The sequence below is a fragment of the Stenotrophomonas sp. AN71 genome (assembly GCF_050435725.1).
Taxonomy (GTDB): Bacteria; Pseudomonadota; Gammaproteobacteria; order Xanthomonadales; family Xanthomonadaceae; genus Stenotrophomonas.
Genome location: NZ_JBNDKU010000012.1, coordinates 65,368 through 80,626 on the forward strand (window position 1 = coordinate 65,368; position 15,259 = coordinate 80,626).

The window sequence follows — 15,259 nt, forward strand, 5'->3', positions numbered from 1 at the left end:
TTGGCTCTCAGCTCGGTCAACTCAGAGAAATGCGTATTGCAGCAGCAGTGGCCAGCGGTGCCAGTACCAGCGCGACCAGCAGGCCGGCGCCGAGCATCAGCAGCGCACCGACCGGATCCTGGCCGCGTCCGGCTGCCGCCAGACTGCCTGCGCCGAACACCAGCACCGGCACGTACAGCGGCAACGACAGCAACGCCACGAGAATACCAGAGCGTCGAATGCCCACGGTCAGCGCGGCGACCACGCCACCGATCAGGCTCAGCAACGGTGTTCCCAGCAGCAACGATGCCAGCAACATCGGCAGTTGGTCATGCGGCAGATGCAGCATTTCGGCCAGCAGCGGGCTGACCACGATCAACGGCAACGCGGTGGTGGCCCAATGCAGCAGTACGCGCACCAGCACCAGCCAGGCCAGCGGCACCGGCGCCAGCAGCCATTGTTCCAGCGAACCGTCTTCGGCATCGGAACGGAACAGCGAGTCCAGCGACAGCTGGCCGGCCAGCAGCACCGCCAGCCACAGCACCGCACCGGCGGTCGCGGCCAGCAACTGCGGCTCGCGGCCCTGCGCCAGCGCAAACAGCACCACCACCAGCACGGCGAACAGCAGCGGCTGCAGCGCATCGCCGCGGCGACGCCAGAGCAGGCGCAGGTCGCGCTTGATCAGGGCGCCGGCGGTCTGCCACAGGCCCGGTTCGGTTCCTGGGGCAATCATGCGGCACCGCCGAGGTCGAGCTGGCGGGTGCGCACCGGCGGTGCGGCATAGGCGCCATGCGTGGTGACCAGCGCAGCGCCGCCGGCGCGCAGGTGCGCCGAAATCATTCGGTTGACCAGGGTGATGCCCTCAAGGTCGAGATTGGCGTAGGGTTCGTCGAGCAGCCACAGCGGTGCTGGCGACAGCCAGATGCGTGCCAGCGCCAGCCGTCGCTTCTGTCCGGCCGACAGCTGTCGCACCAGCGTGTCCTCATAGCCGGCCAGGCCGACGATGGCCAGCGCGTTGCCGGGCATCTGCCGCGCGCGGCGCCCGTGCAGGCCACACAGGAAATGCAGGTTCTCCAGCGTACCCAGGTCCGGCTTCAACGCCGGCAGATGGCTGAGGTAAGCGACGTAGCGCGCGCGCTCGGCGTTGCTGGCCGGTTTGCCGTCGATCCGGACCTGGCCTGCACCGGGCCGTGCCAGGCCCGCCAGTACCCGCAGCAGGGTGGTCTTGCCTGCGCCATTGCCGCCCTGCACCAGCAGGGCCTCGCCGGCGTCCACATGGAAGTCCAGCGGGCCGAACACCGGCTCGTCATTGCGGGAGAAGCTCAGGCCGCTGGCGGCCAGCAATGCAGGGGTGTTCAAGGGGCAGGGGTCTTCATGCCGGAGTGCGGCGGCAATTGTAGCGGTGAATGTGGCCCGGTAGCGCCGGGCCATGCCCGGCGAGCACGCTGCGCGGCCTGCCATCGGTGAGGCATGTGCAAAGAGCCGCCGGGTATGACCCGGCACTACCGTCGGCGCCGCAGGCGGGGTCCGGATTTCGTACACTTCCAGCCCTTGTTCCCCCACAGCCCAGGCCGATGCAACCCACCACCAAGCTGCCCAAGGTCGGTACCACGATCTTCACCGTGATGTCCCAGCTCGCCGCCGAACACGGCGCGGTCAACCTGGGCCAGGGTTTCCCGGATTTTTCGGCGCCGCAGCGCCTGATCGACGAAACCGCCAAGGCAATGGCCGCCGGGCTCAACCAGTACCCGCCGATGACCGGCGTGGCGCCGCTGCGCCAGGCCATCGCACAGAAGGCGCTGGACTGCTACGGCGCGCAGGTCGACGCGGACAGCGAGATCACCGTCACCAGTGGCGGCACCGAGGCCATCTTCAACGCCATCCACGCCGTGGTGCGTGCCGGCGAGGAGGTGATCGTGCTCGACCCGGCGTATGACTGCTACGAACCGGCCATCGACCTGGCCGGCGCCAAGGCGGTGCACGTGTCGCTGGACCCGCAGACCTTCGCCGTCGATTGGGACCGCGTGCGTGCGGCGATCACCCCGCGCACCCGCATGCTGATCGTCAACACGCCGCACAACCCGTCCGGCGCGATGCTGTCGGCGCAGGACATGCAGGCGCTGGCCGAGCTGCTGCGCGGCACCGGCATCTACCTGATTTCCGATGAGGTGTACGAGCACATCATCTACGACGGTCGCCGCCATGAATCGGCGCTGCGCTACCCGGAACTGCGCGAGCGCGCGTTCGTCATCTCCAGCTTCGGCAAGACCTACCACTGCACCGGCTGGAAGATCGGCTATGCGATCGCCCCGCCGGCGCTGACTGCTGAGTTCCGCAAGGTCCATCAGTACAACACCTTCACCAGCTTCGGCCCGGCGCAGTACGGCTTCGCCGCGATGATCCGCGACGAACCCGAACACCACCTGGAGCTGGGTGCGTTCTACCAGGCCAAGCGCGACCGCTTCCGCGAGCAGCTGGCTGGTACCCGCCTGAAGGCGCTGCCGGTGCCGGGCGGCTATTTCCAGCTGGTCGACTACTCGGCCATCAGCGACCTGCCGGACCATGAATTCGTGAAGTGGCTGACCATCGAAAAGGGCGTCACCGCCATTCCGCTGTCGCCGTTCTACGAGAACCCGCCGGCCGGCCAGCGCCTGGTGCGCCTGTGCTTTGCCAAGAACGAAGCGACCATGGACGCGGCGATCGAACGCCTGCGCCTGTTGTGAGCGGAGAGGTGAACATGCAGGACCTGCGCATTTCCCTTGTCCAGGGCGACACCCGCTGGCACGACCCGGCCGGCAACCGCGCCTACTACGGTGCGCTGCTGGCCCCACTGGCCGGATCCACCGACCTGGTGATCCTGCCGGAGACCTTCACCAGCGGCTTTTCCAACGAGGCCATCGCCCAGGCCGAAGATATGGACGGACCGACCGTGGCCTGGGTGCGCGAGCAGGCCAGGGTCTTGAATGCGGCGGTGATCGGCAGCGTGCAGCTGCGCGAGGGCGACGGCGTCTACAACCGGCTGCTGTTCGCCACGCCCGACGGCGACCTGCAGCACTACGACAAGCGCCATCTGTTCCGTTACGGCGGCGAGCACGAACGCTATGCTGCCGGCCGCGATCGCCTGTGCGTGGAATGGAAGGGCTGGCGGATCAATCCGCAGGTCTGCTACGACCTTCGGTTCCCGGTGTTCTGCCGCAACCGCTACAACGTGGAGCGAGCGGACCAGCTGGATTTCGACCTGCAGATTTTCGTGGCCAACTGGCCGTCGGCGCGCGCCTACGCGTGGAAGACCCTGCTGCGCGCGCGTGCGATCGAGAACCTGTGCTTCGTCGCCGCGGTGAACCGCGTGGGCATTGATGGCAACCAGCTGCACTATGCCGGCGACAGCGTGGTGCTGGACTTCCTGGGCCAGCCGCAGGTGGAGATCCGCGAGCGCGAACAGGTGGTGACCACCACCATTTCGGCCGAGGCGCTCGCCGCGCACCGTGCACGCTTCCCGGCAATGCTCGATGCCGATGCCTTCCACCTGGACGATCAGGCCTGAGCAACGGCCTGAACGCCGGCGCACCCGCGCGCGTGCCTGCATTCAACGTGCACACGCGCGCTGCTAGATTCGCCGGCAGTCCGACCGAACTGGAAGTCCTGCCATGAACAAGTCCTTCGCCCTGCTGCTGGCCCTGTCGGCCGCAACGCTGGCCCCGGCCGCTCACGCTGCCGGCAACCTCGACTGCCAGCTGCGCTACAACCTGTCCGGCTGGTCACTGATCTACAAGACTGCCTCCGGCAACGGCACGGTCAGCTGCAGCAATGGCACGAGTCTGCCGGTGCGCATCGAAGTGAAAGGCGGCGGCCTGACCGTGGGCAAGTCGAAGATCACCAACGGCCGCGGCAGCTTCACCGGCGCGGTCAGTGTCAACGAGCTGCTGGGCACCTACGCCGCGCTCGGCGCGCACGCCGGCGCGGTGAAGTCCAGCAACGCGCAGGTGATGACCAAGGGTGATATCTCACTGGCCCTGTCCGGCACCGGCAAGGGCTGGGACCTGGGCGTGGACGGCGCCGCGTTCACCATCAGCCGGCGTTGAGCCCCAAAAGGGGACGGAGGGGATTAAGTCGATTCCCGCAGTTACGCTGCTGCCGTGCTGGAAACGACTTAATCCCCTCCGTCCCCTTTTTTCCTGGTGTCAGGCCCCTTCGGTATTGGTGCGCACGTTGAGCTTCCAGCGGATCGCACCCTGCTGGGGAGCGTGCTGATGGTGCGACTGCGGAGGGAACGGGTCGCGCTGATTGCTGGTGATTTCACGCTTGCAGCCGAGGCATCGGTAGATGCCCGAGACCTGTACGGTGTCGCCGGGACTGTACACGGCGTTCCACCATTCATTGGTGGCGTTGACCTGCAGCAATACGGAAGTAGACGTGTGCCAAGCCATCGTGGCTCCTGTGTGTCGTGGATGGAGTGAGCACGATAGGAAGTCTCTAGGTCTGATGCGGCGACGCGTGACACAAACAGCTTGTTTTCAAAGAATTCCTAATTCAAGTTCTTCATCCACGCATGGCGTGGATCTACCCGCTGATCGATGCACCACGCAAAGAAAAACCCCGGCCGAAGCCGGGGTTTTTCGTGGGTCAGCGTGGCTGCCGATCAGCCGCCGCGCGGGCCGCTGCGGCGCGGGCCGCCGGGGCCGCGATTGCCGCCGGGGCCGCCTGGGCCACGGTTGCCACCCGGGCCACCGGGACCGCGATTGCCACCGGGACCGCCCGGGCCACGATTGCCGCCCGGACCGCCTGGACCACGGTTACCACCCGGACGTGCGTTGGCGTTGCCGCCCGGACGGCCATTGCCGGCCGGACGTGCGCTGCCATACGGGTTGAAGCCCGGATTGGCGTGGTCGGACGGGAAGCTCGGGGCATTGCCCGGATGGCCGTACGGGTGCTTGTTGCCCTGGCCCTGCGAGCGGTTGCCCGCGCCGGCCGGACGACCCTGGCCGCCGGCACCGCCACGGTTCTCGCCACCGAAGCCACCGCGGCCCTGACCACCGGCATTGCCACGGCCTTCGCCGCCGAAGCCGCCACGACCCTGGCCGCCACCGGCGCCAGCGCCCGGGCCCTTCGGCTTGCCGTACGGACGGCCCTGGCCACCTGCGCCGGGACCTCGGGCACCCGGGCCACGTGCGCCCGGACCGGCGTTGCGGTGGCCGCTCGGGCCGGTGCTCACGCCATCCGGCACGTACCATGTGCGGAACGCGGCCGGGTTGCCTTCCGGCAGCGAGCGGTCATTCTTCGGCGCGCGCTGCTTGAACGGCTTCTGCGACTGCTTGGCCGCCGCTTCACCGCTGACGGTCAGGCCGCCCTTGAAGCCGCCGCCCTTGCCACCACGACCACGGCTGCGGTCTTCGCGCACGTTGTCGAAGCGGCGCAGTTCGCGACCTTCATCGGCGGTGTTATGGCCATTGACGTAGGCGTTGCCACGGCCACCTTCGCGCACGCGCACGGTGGTCTTGGCGGCGCGGCGCTGGCCGATCACCGGCTGCAGGGTCAGCGCCGACGGCGCGCCTTCTTCCAGCTTCAGCTGCGCACGCAGGGCTTCGACCTGGGCGCTGCCCAGCTCCACCGACTGGCCACGGGCCAGTTCGCGCGGCAGGGTGACCTTGCCGTAGCGGGTGCGCTTCAAGCGGCTGACCTGGCAACCCTGCGATTCCCACAGGCGGCGCACTTCACGGTTGCGGCCTTCCTTCACCACGACGCGGAACCAGTCGTGCGAATCGGTGCCGCCGATGCGTTCGATCTCATCGAACTTGGCCGGGCCGTCTTCCAGCGCGACGCCACGGCTGAGGCGGTCGACGATGGCGTCGGCCACCTTTTCCTCACCTTCCGGGGCACGCACGCGCACCACGTATTCGCGCTCGACCTCGAACGACGGGTGCATCATGGCGTTGGCCAGTTCGCCGTCGGTGGTGGCCAGCAGCAGACCGGTGGTGTTGATGTCCAGGCGACCGACCGCGATCCAGCGCGCGCCCTTCAGCGGCGGCAGCGACTCGAACACGGTCGGGCGGCCTTCGGGGTCTTCGCGGGTGGTCACTTCGCCTTCCGGCTTGTTGTAGACCAGCACGCGCGACGGTTCGGCCAGAGCGGTGGCGACGAAGCCGCGGCCGTCCAGCTCGATCTTGTCGCCGCTCTTGACCGACATGCCGGTCTGCGCGACTTCGCCGTTGACCTTGACCAGGCCTTCGGCGATGCGCTGTTCCAGCGCGCGGCGCGAGCCAAGGCCGGCCTGGGCCAGCACCTTGTGCAGGCGTTCTTCCAACTTGAACTGTTCAGAGGTGGCTTCGCGCTTGAGCGAGAGCTTGTTCAACGACAGCTTGCGAGGGGTGTCACTCATCAGTTTTGCTCCGGCCGACGGTTTCGAGGTCGGCCTCTGGTTCGGAATCGGCTTGGTCAACAGCCACGGTCGTCATCGCGACGGCGTTGTCTTCGCGTTCGTTCACTGGCACCGCGCGCTCGCCCGGCGCGGAATCGGGGTGCCCATCATCGAAGGGCGAAGGTGCTTGCTCATCGGAGGCCGACGCAGACGCTGCGTCGGCGGAATCGGGGGTGTCACGACCGGCCAGGCCGGTGTCATCGTTCGCGGCGGCGCCATCGGCGCCGGCCGATACATCAGGACCTTCCGCGCTGGCGGCGGCCGGTGCGTCGCGGTCCAGGGCCAGTTGCGGTTCCAGCTCGCCCAGGTCCTTCAGTTCCGACAGTGGTGGCAGTTCATCCAGCCGCTTCAGGCCAAAGTAGTCCAGGAAGCCCTTGGTGGTGCCGAACAGCGCCGGCTTGCCGGGCACGTCGCGGTGGCCGACCACGCGGATCCACTCGCGCTCTTCCAGCGCCTGGATGATGTTGCTGCTGACCGCCACGCCACGCACCTGTTCGATCTCGCCGCGGGTGATCGGCTGCCGGTAGGCGATCAGCGCCAGCGTTTCCAGTGTAGCGCGGGTGTAGCGGGTCTTGCGCTCGGTCCACAGGCGGCTGATCCAGCTGTGCACTTCGCCGGTCACCTGGTAGCGGAAGCCGGAGGCGACCTCGACCAGTTCCACGCCGCGGCCGTCGCAGGCCTCGCGCAGGCGTTCCAACGCACGTTCGATGCTGCCCGGCGGTGCCGGTTCCTCTTCCGGGAACAGGTCCTTCAGCTGGGCCAGGGTGAGCGGCTGGCTGGAGGCCAGCAGGGCACCCTCGACAATGCGGTTGATCAGCGTTTGATCCATCGGCAGGCAGCGCTCACTCGTTCTCGTTGGCGGCGTCGTTGTCGTCGAACTCGCTGCTGAACTGCAGCGGGGCATTGGTGTTGCCGGCGGCCAGCGACTTCACGTAGATCGGCGCCAGCGGCTCTTCCTGGACCAGGTCCAGCAGCTGTTCCTTGGCCAGTTCCAGCACTGCCAGGAACGTCACCAGCACGCCCAGCTTGCCTTCTTCAGCGGTGAACAGGCTTTCAAAACGGTAGAACCTGCCATCTTCAAGCCGGCCCAGGACTTCGCCCATGCGCTGGCGGACGCTCAGAGCCTCGCGCTTGATGGCGTGGCCGCTGAACAGCTCGGCGCGCTTGAGCACGTCGTGCAGTGCCATCAGCATTTCCTTCAGGTCCACCGGCGGCGGCAGCTTCACTGCGGCGCGTTCGGGCATGAAGGCGTGGGCCATGCTGGTGTCGCGGTCCTGGCGGGGCAGGCTGTCGATGTCCTCGGCGGCCTGCTTGAAGCGTTCGTACTCCTGCAGCCGGCGCACCAGCTCGGCGCGCGGGTCGGCTTCATCGCCTTCCTCACTGACCGGGCGCGGCAGCAGCATGCGCGACTTCACCTCGGCCAGGATCGCGGCCATCACCAGGTACTCGGCAGCAAGCTCGAAGCGCAGCTCGCGCATCACGGTGATGTATTCCACGTACTGCCGGGTGATCTCGGCGACGGGAATGTCCAGCACGTCCAGGTTCTGCCGGCGGATCAGGTACAGCAGCAGGTCCAGCGGGCCCTCGAAAGCATCCAGGATGACTTCCAGCGCGTCCGGCGGAATGTACAGGTCCTGCGGAATCTGCAGGACCGGTTGCCCATGCACCACGGCCAGCGGCATTTCCTGCTGCTGGGGGGCGGGCGGCCGGGTTGGCGGGTTCGCGTCGAGCGCGAGTTCGGAAGTCATCTAATGGACATCAGGATTGCAACGGACCAGTCGCGGCACCGGGTTCGCCGGGCCAACGCCACGGAGCCCCAGGGCACCAGACACGCCGGGATCGGCGCGCTTCCACACATATCAAACAGCAGGACGTGCCGCAGAAAACGGCAGCGACGGAACTACGGGGAGGTCGTCTACGTGGCCCGGTCGGGTGATCCGGTTCGAAGCAGCGGATCGGTCGTCGGGGGCTGCGTTGGCCGCAAAAACCGACGGGCTGCTGCATCCAGCCACGTGCAATGGAGTCTAGGGTAAGCCTTTGCCGCGCCAGTGTCCAGCCGGAGCCGGGGCAGGGGTCGCATTGGCTAGAATCTACCGACCCGACAACGCAAGCGAGGAAATGCCGGTGTGGTATGTGATCGAGGGGTATGACGGCCAGGATGTGCTGGCGCAGCGGCTGCAGGCACGGCCGGAACACCTGGCGCGGCTGCACGTGCTGCGCGACGAGGGGCGCCTGCTGCTGGCCGGCCCGTGCCCGGCGGTGGACAGTGAAGACCCGGGCCCGGCCGGTTTCAGCGGCTCGGTCGTGATCGCCCAGTTCGACGGACTGGTGCAGGCCCAGGCCTGGGCCGATGCCGACCCGTACGTGGCCGCAGGCGTCTACACCCACGTGCAGGTACGGCCGTTCCGCAAGGTCCTGCCGTGAGTGCGGAGCGCATCGAGCGAATCCGTGATGCACTGCAACAGGCGTTGGCGCCCAGCGTGCTCGAGATCGAAGACGACAGCCATCGCCACGCCGGCCACGCCGGTGCCCGCGATGGGCGGGGTCATTTCAACGTGTTCCTGGTCAGCGAGCGCTTCGCTGGCCAGGGCCCGTTGGCCCGGCATCGCGCGGTCTATGCTGCGCTGGGCTCGATGATGGACACCGATATCCACGCATTGTCCATCCGCGCACTGACCCCGTCAGAACAGGGCTGAGCCCTTGTCCCACACTGTCCCGGCCGGTCCGCCAGCGGACCTGTCGCGGCCAGATTTTCATGTCCATTTCAGGACATTCGTCTAACGGACTGTTTACAAGGCCAGATGGAAACGCTTACATTCCGCGCCATTGCTGGTAGGTCCAAGCCGTGGAGGGCGGCTTCGTGAACAAGGCAGCTATCACAATCAAAGATGTCGCACGCGAAGCCCGGGTCTCCGTGGCCACGGTTTCCCGCGCGCTCAACGGGCATGAAAATGTCGCCGAACCGGTCCGCCAGCTGGTGCTGGAGGTGGCCGCTCGGCTGCGTTACACCCCGCACGCCGCCGCCCGCAGCCTGAGCAGCCGCCGCACCAATACGGTGGGCGTGGTGCTGCCGGACCTGTATGGCGAATTCTTCTCCGAGCTGATGCGCGGCATCGACGGCGTTGCCCGCAACCGCCGCCAGCACCTGCTGGTGTCCAGCTATCACGGTGACCAGGAGCAGCAGGGCGCCGCCCTGCGTGCCATGCGCGGCCGCGTCGACGGCCTGCTGGTGCTCTCGCCCTATGCCGAGAGCCCGGGTTTCCTGACCGACAACCTTCCGCAGGCGCTGCCGACGGTGCTGATCAACACCTACCTGCCCACGCAGGATCACCCGGTGTTGAGCATCGACGACCATGCCGGTGCGATGGCGATGACCCGCCACCTGCTCGATGCCGGCCATCGCCGCATCGCTTTCATTTCTGGTCCGGACCTCAACTTCGACGCGCGCGAGCGCCTGCGCGGCTTCCGTGACGCGCTGGCGGCTTTTGGCAGTGGCGCCGAGGGCATCGAGCTGCCCGGTGATTTCGACGAAGCTTCCGGCCACCGCGCCGGTCAGGAGTTGCTGGCAGCCGGAGCGCTGCCCGATGCCGTGTTCGCCGCCAACGACATGATGGCCCTGGGTTGCCTGTATGCGTTCACGCAGGCAGGGGTCCGCGTGCCATCCGATGTCGCCCTGGCCGGTTTCGATGACATTCCACTGGCGCGTTTCGTACACCCGTCGCTGACCACCATGCAGGTCAGCATCGCCGAGCTCGGCGACCGGGCCATGTCGCGCCTGCTGCAGTTGATGGACGGCACCTCCACGGATGGGACAGGGGACAAGCACACCCTGGTTCCCCGCTTGATAGTTCGCGATTCCACCACTCCGCCATCCGGCCATTGAAGCCTGAGGCGTTCCTACTTTTTTGACTGATCGCAGGGACCGCGCAAGCGGTCACCGCCACCCGGAGATTGAGTTGATGATGCATACCACCCTGCGCATGCCGGCACGCCGGCTGCTGAGCACCGCACTGGTCAGCTGCCTGATGCTGGCCGCTGCCCCCAACGTCATGGCGCAGTCGGCCAACGCCAGCCTTCGTGGCCAGGTAGCCGACGCCCAGGCGGGTTCGGAAGTCACCGCCACCAACGTCGCCACCGGCACCGTCCGCCGCGGTACCGTCCGCGCCGATGGCAGCTACTCGCTGATGGGCCTGGATCCGGGCACCTACAACGTGGTCGCCAACGGCCAGACGCAGAAGGTCACGGTCACCGTGGCCTCGACTGCCACCCTGAACTTCGCCGGTGCCGCCAGCAGCACCCCGGGTTCGACCGCGGCCACCAACCTGGATACCGTCAACGTCGTTGCGCCCACCCTGTTGCAGGAAGTGCGCACCTCGGAAGTCGGCAAGACCGTCAGCCTGCAGCAGATCCAGACCACCCCGCAGGTCTCGCGCAACTTCCTGGAGTTCGCCGACGCGGTGCCGGGCATGATCTTCACCCGCGATGCCAAGGGCAACACCTCGCTGCGCAGCGGCGCCACCAATGCCGATGGCACCAACGTGTACATCGACGGCGTGGGCCAGAAGAGCTACGTCAAGGGCGGCGGCGTGGCCGGGCAGTCCGGCAGCGCCGGCAACCCGTTCCCGCAGCTGGCCATCGGCGAGTACAAGGTCATCAGCGGCAACTACAAGGCCGAGTATGGCCAGGTCTCCAGTGCGGCCGTCACCGCTGCGACCAAGTCCGGTACCAACGAATTCAAGGGTGAGGCGTTCTACCGCTACACCAACGACAGCATGCGCGCGATGACCCCGGCCGAACGCCAGCCGGGCAAGAGCAAGGAGGACTCGGCCGAGAAGGAATACGGCTTCGCGCTGGGCGGCCCGATCCTGCAGGACAAGGCTCACTTCTTCGTGACCTATGAAGCCAAGCGCTTCGACCTGCCGGTGACCATCGCACCGCACGGTTCGGTGACCGGTCTGGCGAACCAGCTGCCGGCACAGGCACAGGCCGGCCTCGGCCCGGCAAGCCAGCCGTTCCAGCAGGACCTGATCTTCGCCAAGATCGACGTGGAGCCGACCGACAACGATCGCCTGGAGTTCACCATCCAGGATCGCGACGAGACCCAGCAGGAGTTCGCTGACCAGACCGCGCCGATGCACGGCAAGGAAACCAAGAACACCGACCGTCGCTATGCGCTGCGCTGGAACCACAGCGGCGAGCGCTACTACAACGAGTTGATGGTCACCCACGAAGACTCGTTCAACAATCCCAAGCCGCTGAGCCTGGGCAACGGCTACAACTACACCGGTACCGATGGTTCCGAAGATCGCCCGATCGTGTCGATCGGTGGCGCCTCGGCGTTCGCCTCGCAGGTGAAGGGCCAGAAGGGCTGGTCGATCGAAGACAACCTGACCCTGGACGGCATCGAGTGGGCCGGCGACCACACCATCAAGATGGGCGCCAAGTACAAGCAGATCGACCTGTACGCCTCCGACGCGGCGCAGATCAATCCGCAGTTCTACTACAACGTCGGCAGCTCGGCGTTCCCGGCTGACATTCCGTACAAGGCCCAGTTCACCAAGCCGATCACCGGCGTCAGCGGCGTGCAGTCGGAAGTGCGCTCGAAGGTCAAGCAGATCGGCCTGTTCATCCAGGACGACTGGCAGGTCAACGACCACCTGCAGCTGAACCTCGGCCTGCGTTGGGACTACGAGAAGAACCCGTCCTACCTGGACTTCGTGACCCCGCCGGAAGTGGTCAACGCGCTGTTCTCGCAGGATCCGCGTGCAGTGGCCGGCCAGACCTACGCCGATTCGCTGGCCAAGGGCGGCCTGGACGTCAACGACTACATCAGCAACGGCCACAACCGCAAGGCATTCAAGGATGCCTGGCAGCCGCGCCTGGGCTTCTCGTATGACATCAACGCCGACGAGAAGCACGTGATCCACGGTGGTGCCGGCCGTTCCTACGACCGTGACCTGTTCGATTACCTGCAGCTGGAAGTGACCAAGCTGGCCCTGCCGCAGCCGACCGTGTACTTCCGCAATCCGGCCACGGGCAACTGCCTGCGCGGCCAGAACCCCTGCTACACCTGGGACCCGAACCTGCTCAACGGCATCGGCAACCTGCAGTCCCTGATCGGCGCCACCAGCAATGACGGCCTGGAGCTGGACCTGCTGAACAACAAGCTGAAGGCCCCGTACGCCGACCAGTTCAGCCTGGGCATGAGCAACCAGATCGGCGACTGGCTGACCGACGTGACCGTGGCCCGCACGCTGACCTACGATGGCTTCGCCTTCACCATGGGCAACCGCTATCCGACCGGCCAGTTCTTCGATGACCCGCGCCTGTGCGGTGGCACCGAAGCCGGCCTGAGCCAGGCGTGGAGCTGCAACGTGCCGGGCTTCGGCACGCTGATCATCGGCCAGCAGGGCATCGAAACCCGCTCCACCCAGGTGCTGCTGTCGGCGCAGAAGCCGTACAGCAAGGAAAGCGGCTGGGGCACCTCGATCGCCTACACCTGGACCAACGCTACCCACAACCGCAACATCGACGAACACTACTCGTTCGATCGCGGCACCATCGGCGAATACCCGTTCATCAAGTCCAACGGTGCACCGCGCCACCGCCTGGTGGTGACCGGTTCGTACGACGGCTTCTGGGGCATCACCTTCGGCGGCAAGCTGACCCTGGCCACGCCGACCGCCGTGAACGACTGGTACGGCGTGCCGCAGGCCAATGGTTACGACCTGCCGACCCCGGCGGCCGCGACCCCGGGCGGCAATGGCAAGTTCCTGTTCGGCGGCAAGATCTTCGGCTTCCGTTCGGTCGACCTGCAGGCCACCAAGACGTTCAAGATGCCGGGCGACACCGAGATGTATGCACGTATCGACATCATCAACGTGTTCAACTTCGACAACTTCTCCAACTACAACTACTACAAGAACGGCAAGTTGACGGCCAGCTACAACGAGACCGGCGATATCATCGGTACGCCGCGCCAGGTCAAGGCCGAAGTGGGCTTCCGCTTCTAAGCCCGGGCGTTGATGCAACATCCGATGCCGCCGGTCCGCCGGCGGCATCGGTGAAAACGGCAATGGCCGGCCTCGTGCCGGTCCATTGCCCACGCCGCTGCCGATCAGGGGGCAGCGGCGTGGGCAATGATCGCGGTGTCAGACCACGGTTTTCGTGGTTTTTTAAGAACGCACCTTGTAAACGATTTCAGATCATTGGACGTTATGCTTTCCCATCGATCAGACCACCGGAGGAACCGCGCCATGCAGGCACGCCATCTGTTGTCCGCGGCAGCGTTGAGCCTGGCCGTGGCCGCCTGCCAGCCGGCGCCGCAGGAGCCGGCCAAGCCGCGCCCGCCAGTGATCCTGATCGAGGCCGATGCACCGCCACGGCCGATGAAGCCGGAGCTGCCGCCGCTGTTCGACGACATCGAGCGCCGCACCTTCCAGTTCTTCTGGGACACCACCAATGAACTCAATGGCCTGACCCCGGACCGTTACCCGTCGCGGCCGTTCGCCAGCATCGCCTCGGTCGGCTTTGCGCTGACCGCCTATCCGATCGGCATCGAGAACGGCTGGGTCAGCCGCAACCAGGCGATCGACCGCACGCTGACCACGCTGAAGTTCTTCCGTGACGTGCCGATGGGGCCGCAGCGCACCGGCAAGGCCGGTTACAAGGGGTTCTACTACCACTTCCTGGACATGCAGGAAGGCCGCCGCTATGACAGCTGGGTGGAGCTCTCCTCGGTGGACACCGCGCTGCTGATGATGGGCGTGCTGTTCGCGCAGTCGTACTACGACGGCGACGATCCGCGCGAGAAGGAGATCCGGCAGATCGCCGACACGCTGTACAAGAAGGTCGACTGGCCGTGGCTGCAGCAGCACGCCCCGCTGATCTCGATGGGCTGGTTCCCCGAGAGCGGCTTCATCGACCATGACTGGATGGGCTACAACGAGGCGATGATGGTCTACATCCTCGCCCTGGGCTCGCCCACCCATCCGGTCAGCCCGGACGCATGGACGGTGTGGACGCGCACCTACGACAACGACTGGGGCGTCTACCAGGGCCAGGAATACCTGTCCTTCGGCCCGCTGTTCGGCCACCAGTACAGCCATGTCTGGATCGATTTCCGCGACATCCAGGACGCGTACATGCGCGAGCGCGGCAGCACCTATTTCCTCAACAGTCGTTCGGCGGCCCTGGCCCAGCGCGAGTACGCCATCGCCAACCCGATGCAGTGGAAGGACTACGGCGAGAACGTCTGGGGCCTGACCGCCAGCGATGGCCCGCAGAACACCACCCAGGACTACCGCGGCGAGCAGCGCCAGTTCCGCCACTATTCCTCGCGCGGCGCCGGCCTGCGCGAGAACTTCGATGACGGCACCATTGCCCCGACCGCGACGATCGCCTCGGTGGTGTTCGCGCCGGAGCAGGTGATCCCGGCCACGCTGGAAATGCACAAGCGCTACGGCGACTACATCTATTCCAGCTATGGCTTCCTGGACTCATTCAACCCCAGCTTCAACTACGACATCCCGATCAAGACCGGCCGCCTGGTGCCGGATCGCGGTTGGGTCGCCAGCGATTACATCGCCATCGACCAGGGCCCGATCCTGACCATGATCGCCAACTACCGGAATGATTTCGTGTGGGAGGTGATGAAGAAGAGCCCGTACATCCGCAAGGGCCTGGAGCGGGCCGGGTTCAGTGGTGGCTGGCTGGCGCCGGAAGGCTCGTTCCAGCCGCTGGAACTGCAGAAGGACGAAAAGGCCGCGGCGGCACGCGCGGTGGGTATCGCCGAATCACGCGCGGCTGCCGCGCAGGAACAGAAGAACAATGCCAACCGCAACACAGGGCAGGGGAAGTAACCCG

14 protein-coding genes are annotated in these 15,259 nt (G+C 66.4%); 8 read left to right on the plus strand and 6 right to left on the minus strand.

What is annotated here, in order from left to right; translation table 11 throughout:
- Window positions 1-16: 16 nt before the first annotated feature.
- Together ccmB and ccmA are read right to left on the minus strand one after the other, a co-directional pair.
- The gene (gene ccmB, locus ABH900_RS17035; RefSeq protein WP_429624314.1) at window positions 17-712 is read right to left on the minus strand and encodes a heme exporter protein CcmB; all 696 of its coding nucleotides are present in this window, start codon (window positions 710-712) and stop codon (window positions 17-19) included.
- The gene (gene ccmA, locus ABH900_RS17040) at window positions 709-1,440 is read right to left on the minus strand and encodes a heme ABC exporter ATP-binding protein CcmA (RefSeq protein WP_429624315.1); all 732 of its coding nucleotides are present in this window, start codon (window positions 1,438-1,440) and stop codon (window positions 709-711) included. Before ccmA ends, ccmB begins: the two co-directional genes overlap by 4 nt.
- A gap of 113 nt (window positions 1,441-1,553) precedes the next feature.
- On the opposite strand from ccmA, the gene ABH900_RS17045 reads away from it, so the two are divergent.
- From ABH900_RS17045 to ABH900_RS17055, 3 genes are all read left to right on the plus strand, one after another.
- A complete protein-coding gene (locus ABH900_RS17045; protein WP_429624316.1) occupies window positions 1,554-2,702 on the plus strand; it encodes a pyridoxal phosphate-dependent aminotransferase in 1,149 nt (382 codons plus the stop codon).
- Between the two features lie 14 nt (window positions 2,703-2,716).
- On the plus strand, window positions 2,717-3,523 hold the full coding sequence (locus tag ABH900_RS17050) for an amidohydrolase (protein WP_429624317.1): 807 nt from the start codon (window positions 2,717-2,719) through the stop codon (window positions 3,521-3,523).
- A 103-nt stretch (window positions 3,524-3,626) separates the two neighbouring features.
- Window positions 3,627-4,061 carry a hypothetical protein gene (locus ABH900_RS17055; protein WP_429624318.1) on the plus strand — a complete coding sequence of 145 codons (435 nt, stop codon included), beginning with the start codon at window positions 3,627-3,629 and terminating at the stop codon, window positions 4,059-4,061.
- Window positions 4,062-4,160: 99 nt separating this feature from the next.
- On the opposite strand, the gene ABH900_RS17060 is transcribed toward ABH900_RS17055, so the two are convergent.
- From ABH900_RS17060 to ABH900_RS17075, 4 genes are all read right to left on the minus strand, one after another.
- Complete coding sequence (locus tag ABH900_RS17060) at window positions 4,161-4,406, minus strand: protein L (protein ID WP_429624319.1); 246 nt, start codon at window positions 4,404-4,406, stop codon at window positions 4,161-4,163.
- A gap of 212 nt (window positions 4,407-4,618) precedes the next feature.
- Window positions 4,619-6,355: a pseudouridine synthase gene (locus ABH900_RS17065; protein ID WP_429624320.1), complete on the minus strand. Its 1,737-nt coding sequence runs from the start codon at window positions 6,353-6,355 to the stop codon at window positions 4,619-4,621.
- Window positions 6,348-7,223, minus strand: coding sequence for an SMC-Scp complex subunit ScpB (gene scpB, locus ABH900_RS17070; RefSeq protein WP_429624321.1), 876 nt, complete (start codon window positions 7,221-7,223; stop codon window positions 6,348-6,350). The genes ABH900_RS17065 and scpB overlap by 8 nt, the downstream gene beginning before the upstream one ends.
- Window positions 7,224-7,236: 13 nt before the next feature.
- Complete coding sequence (locus tag ABH900_RS17075; RefSeq protein WP_429624322.1) at window positions 7,237-8,142, minus strand: segregation and condensation protein A; 906 nt, start codon at window positions 8,140-8,142, stop codon at window positions 7,237-7,239.
- Between the two features lie 376 nt (window positions 8,143-8,518).
- Here ABH900_RS17075 and ABH900_RS17080 point away from each other — a divergent pair, with 376 nt between their 5' ends.
- The 5 genes from ABH900_RS17080 to ABH900_RS17100 all read left to right on the plus strand — a co-directional run bounded on the left by ABH900_RS17080 (window position 8,519) and on the right by ABH900_RS17100 (window position 15,255).
- Window positions 8,519-8,818: a YciI family protein gene (locus ABH900_RS17080; RefSeq protein ID WP_429624380.1), complete on the plus strand. Its 300-nt coding sequence runs from the start codon at window positions 8,519-8,521 to the stop codon at window positions 8,816-8,818.
- Complete coding sequence (locus tag ABH900_RS17085; RefSeq protein WP_429624323.1) at window positions 8,815-9,090, plus strand: BolA family protein; 276 nt, start codon at window positions 8,815-8,817, stop codon at window positions 9,088-9,090. The genes ABH900_RS17080 and ABH900_RS17085 overlap by 4 nt, the downstream gene beginning before the upstream one ends.
- Before the next feature lie 149 nt (window positions 9,091-9,239).
- Window positions 9,240-10,277 (plus strand): LacI family DNA-binding transcriptional regulator, encoded by a 1,038-nt coding sequence (locus tag ABH900_RS17090; RefSeq protein ID WP_429624324.1) that lies wholly within the window; start codon window positions 9,240-9,242, stop codon window positions 10,275-10,277.
- 76 nt (window positions 10,278-10,353) lie between these two features.
- The gene (locus ABH900_RS17095) at window positions 10,354-13,407 is read left to right on the plus strand and encodes a TonB-dependent receptor domain-containing protein (protein WP_429624325.1); all 3,054 of its coding nucleotides are present in this window, start codon (window positions 10,354-10,356) and stop codon (window positions 13,405-13,407) included.
- A gap of 243 nt (window positions 13,408-13,650) precedes the next feature.
- Window positions 13,651-15,255, plus strand: a complete 1,605-nt coding sequence (locus ABH900_RS17100) for a glucoamylase family protein (RefSeq protein ID WP_429624326.1) — start codon at window positions 13,651-13,653, stop codon at window positions 15,253-15,255.
- The last annotated feature ends 4 nt before the right edge of the window (window positions 15,256-15,259 follow it).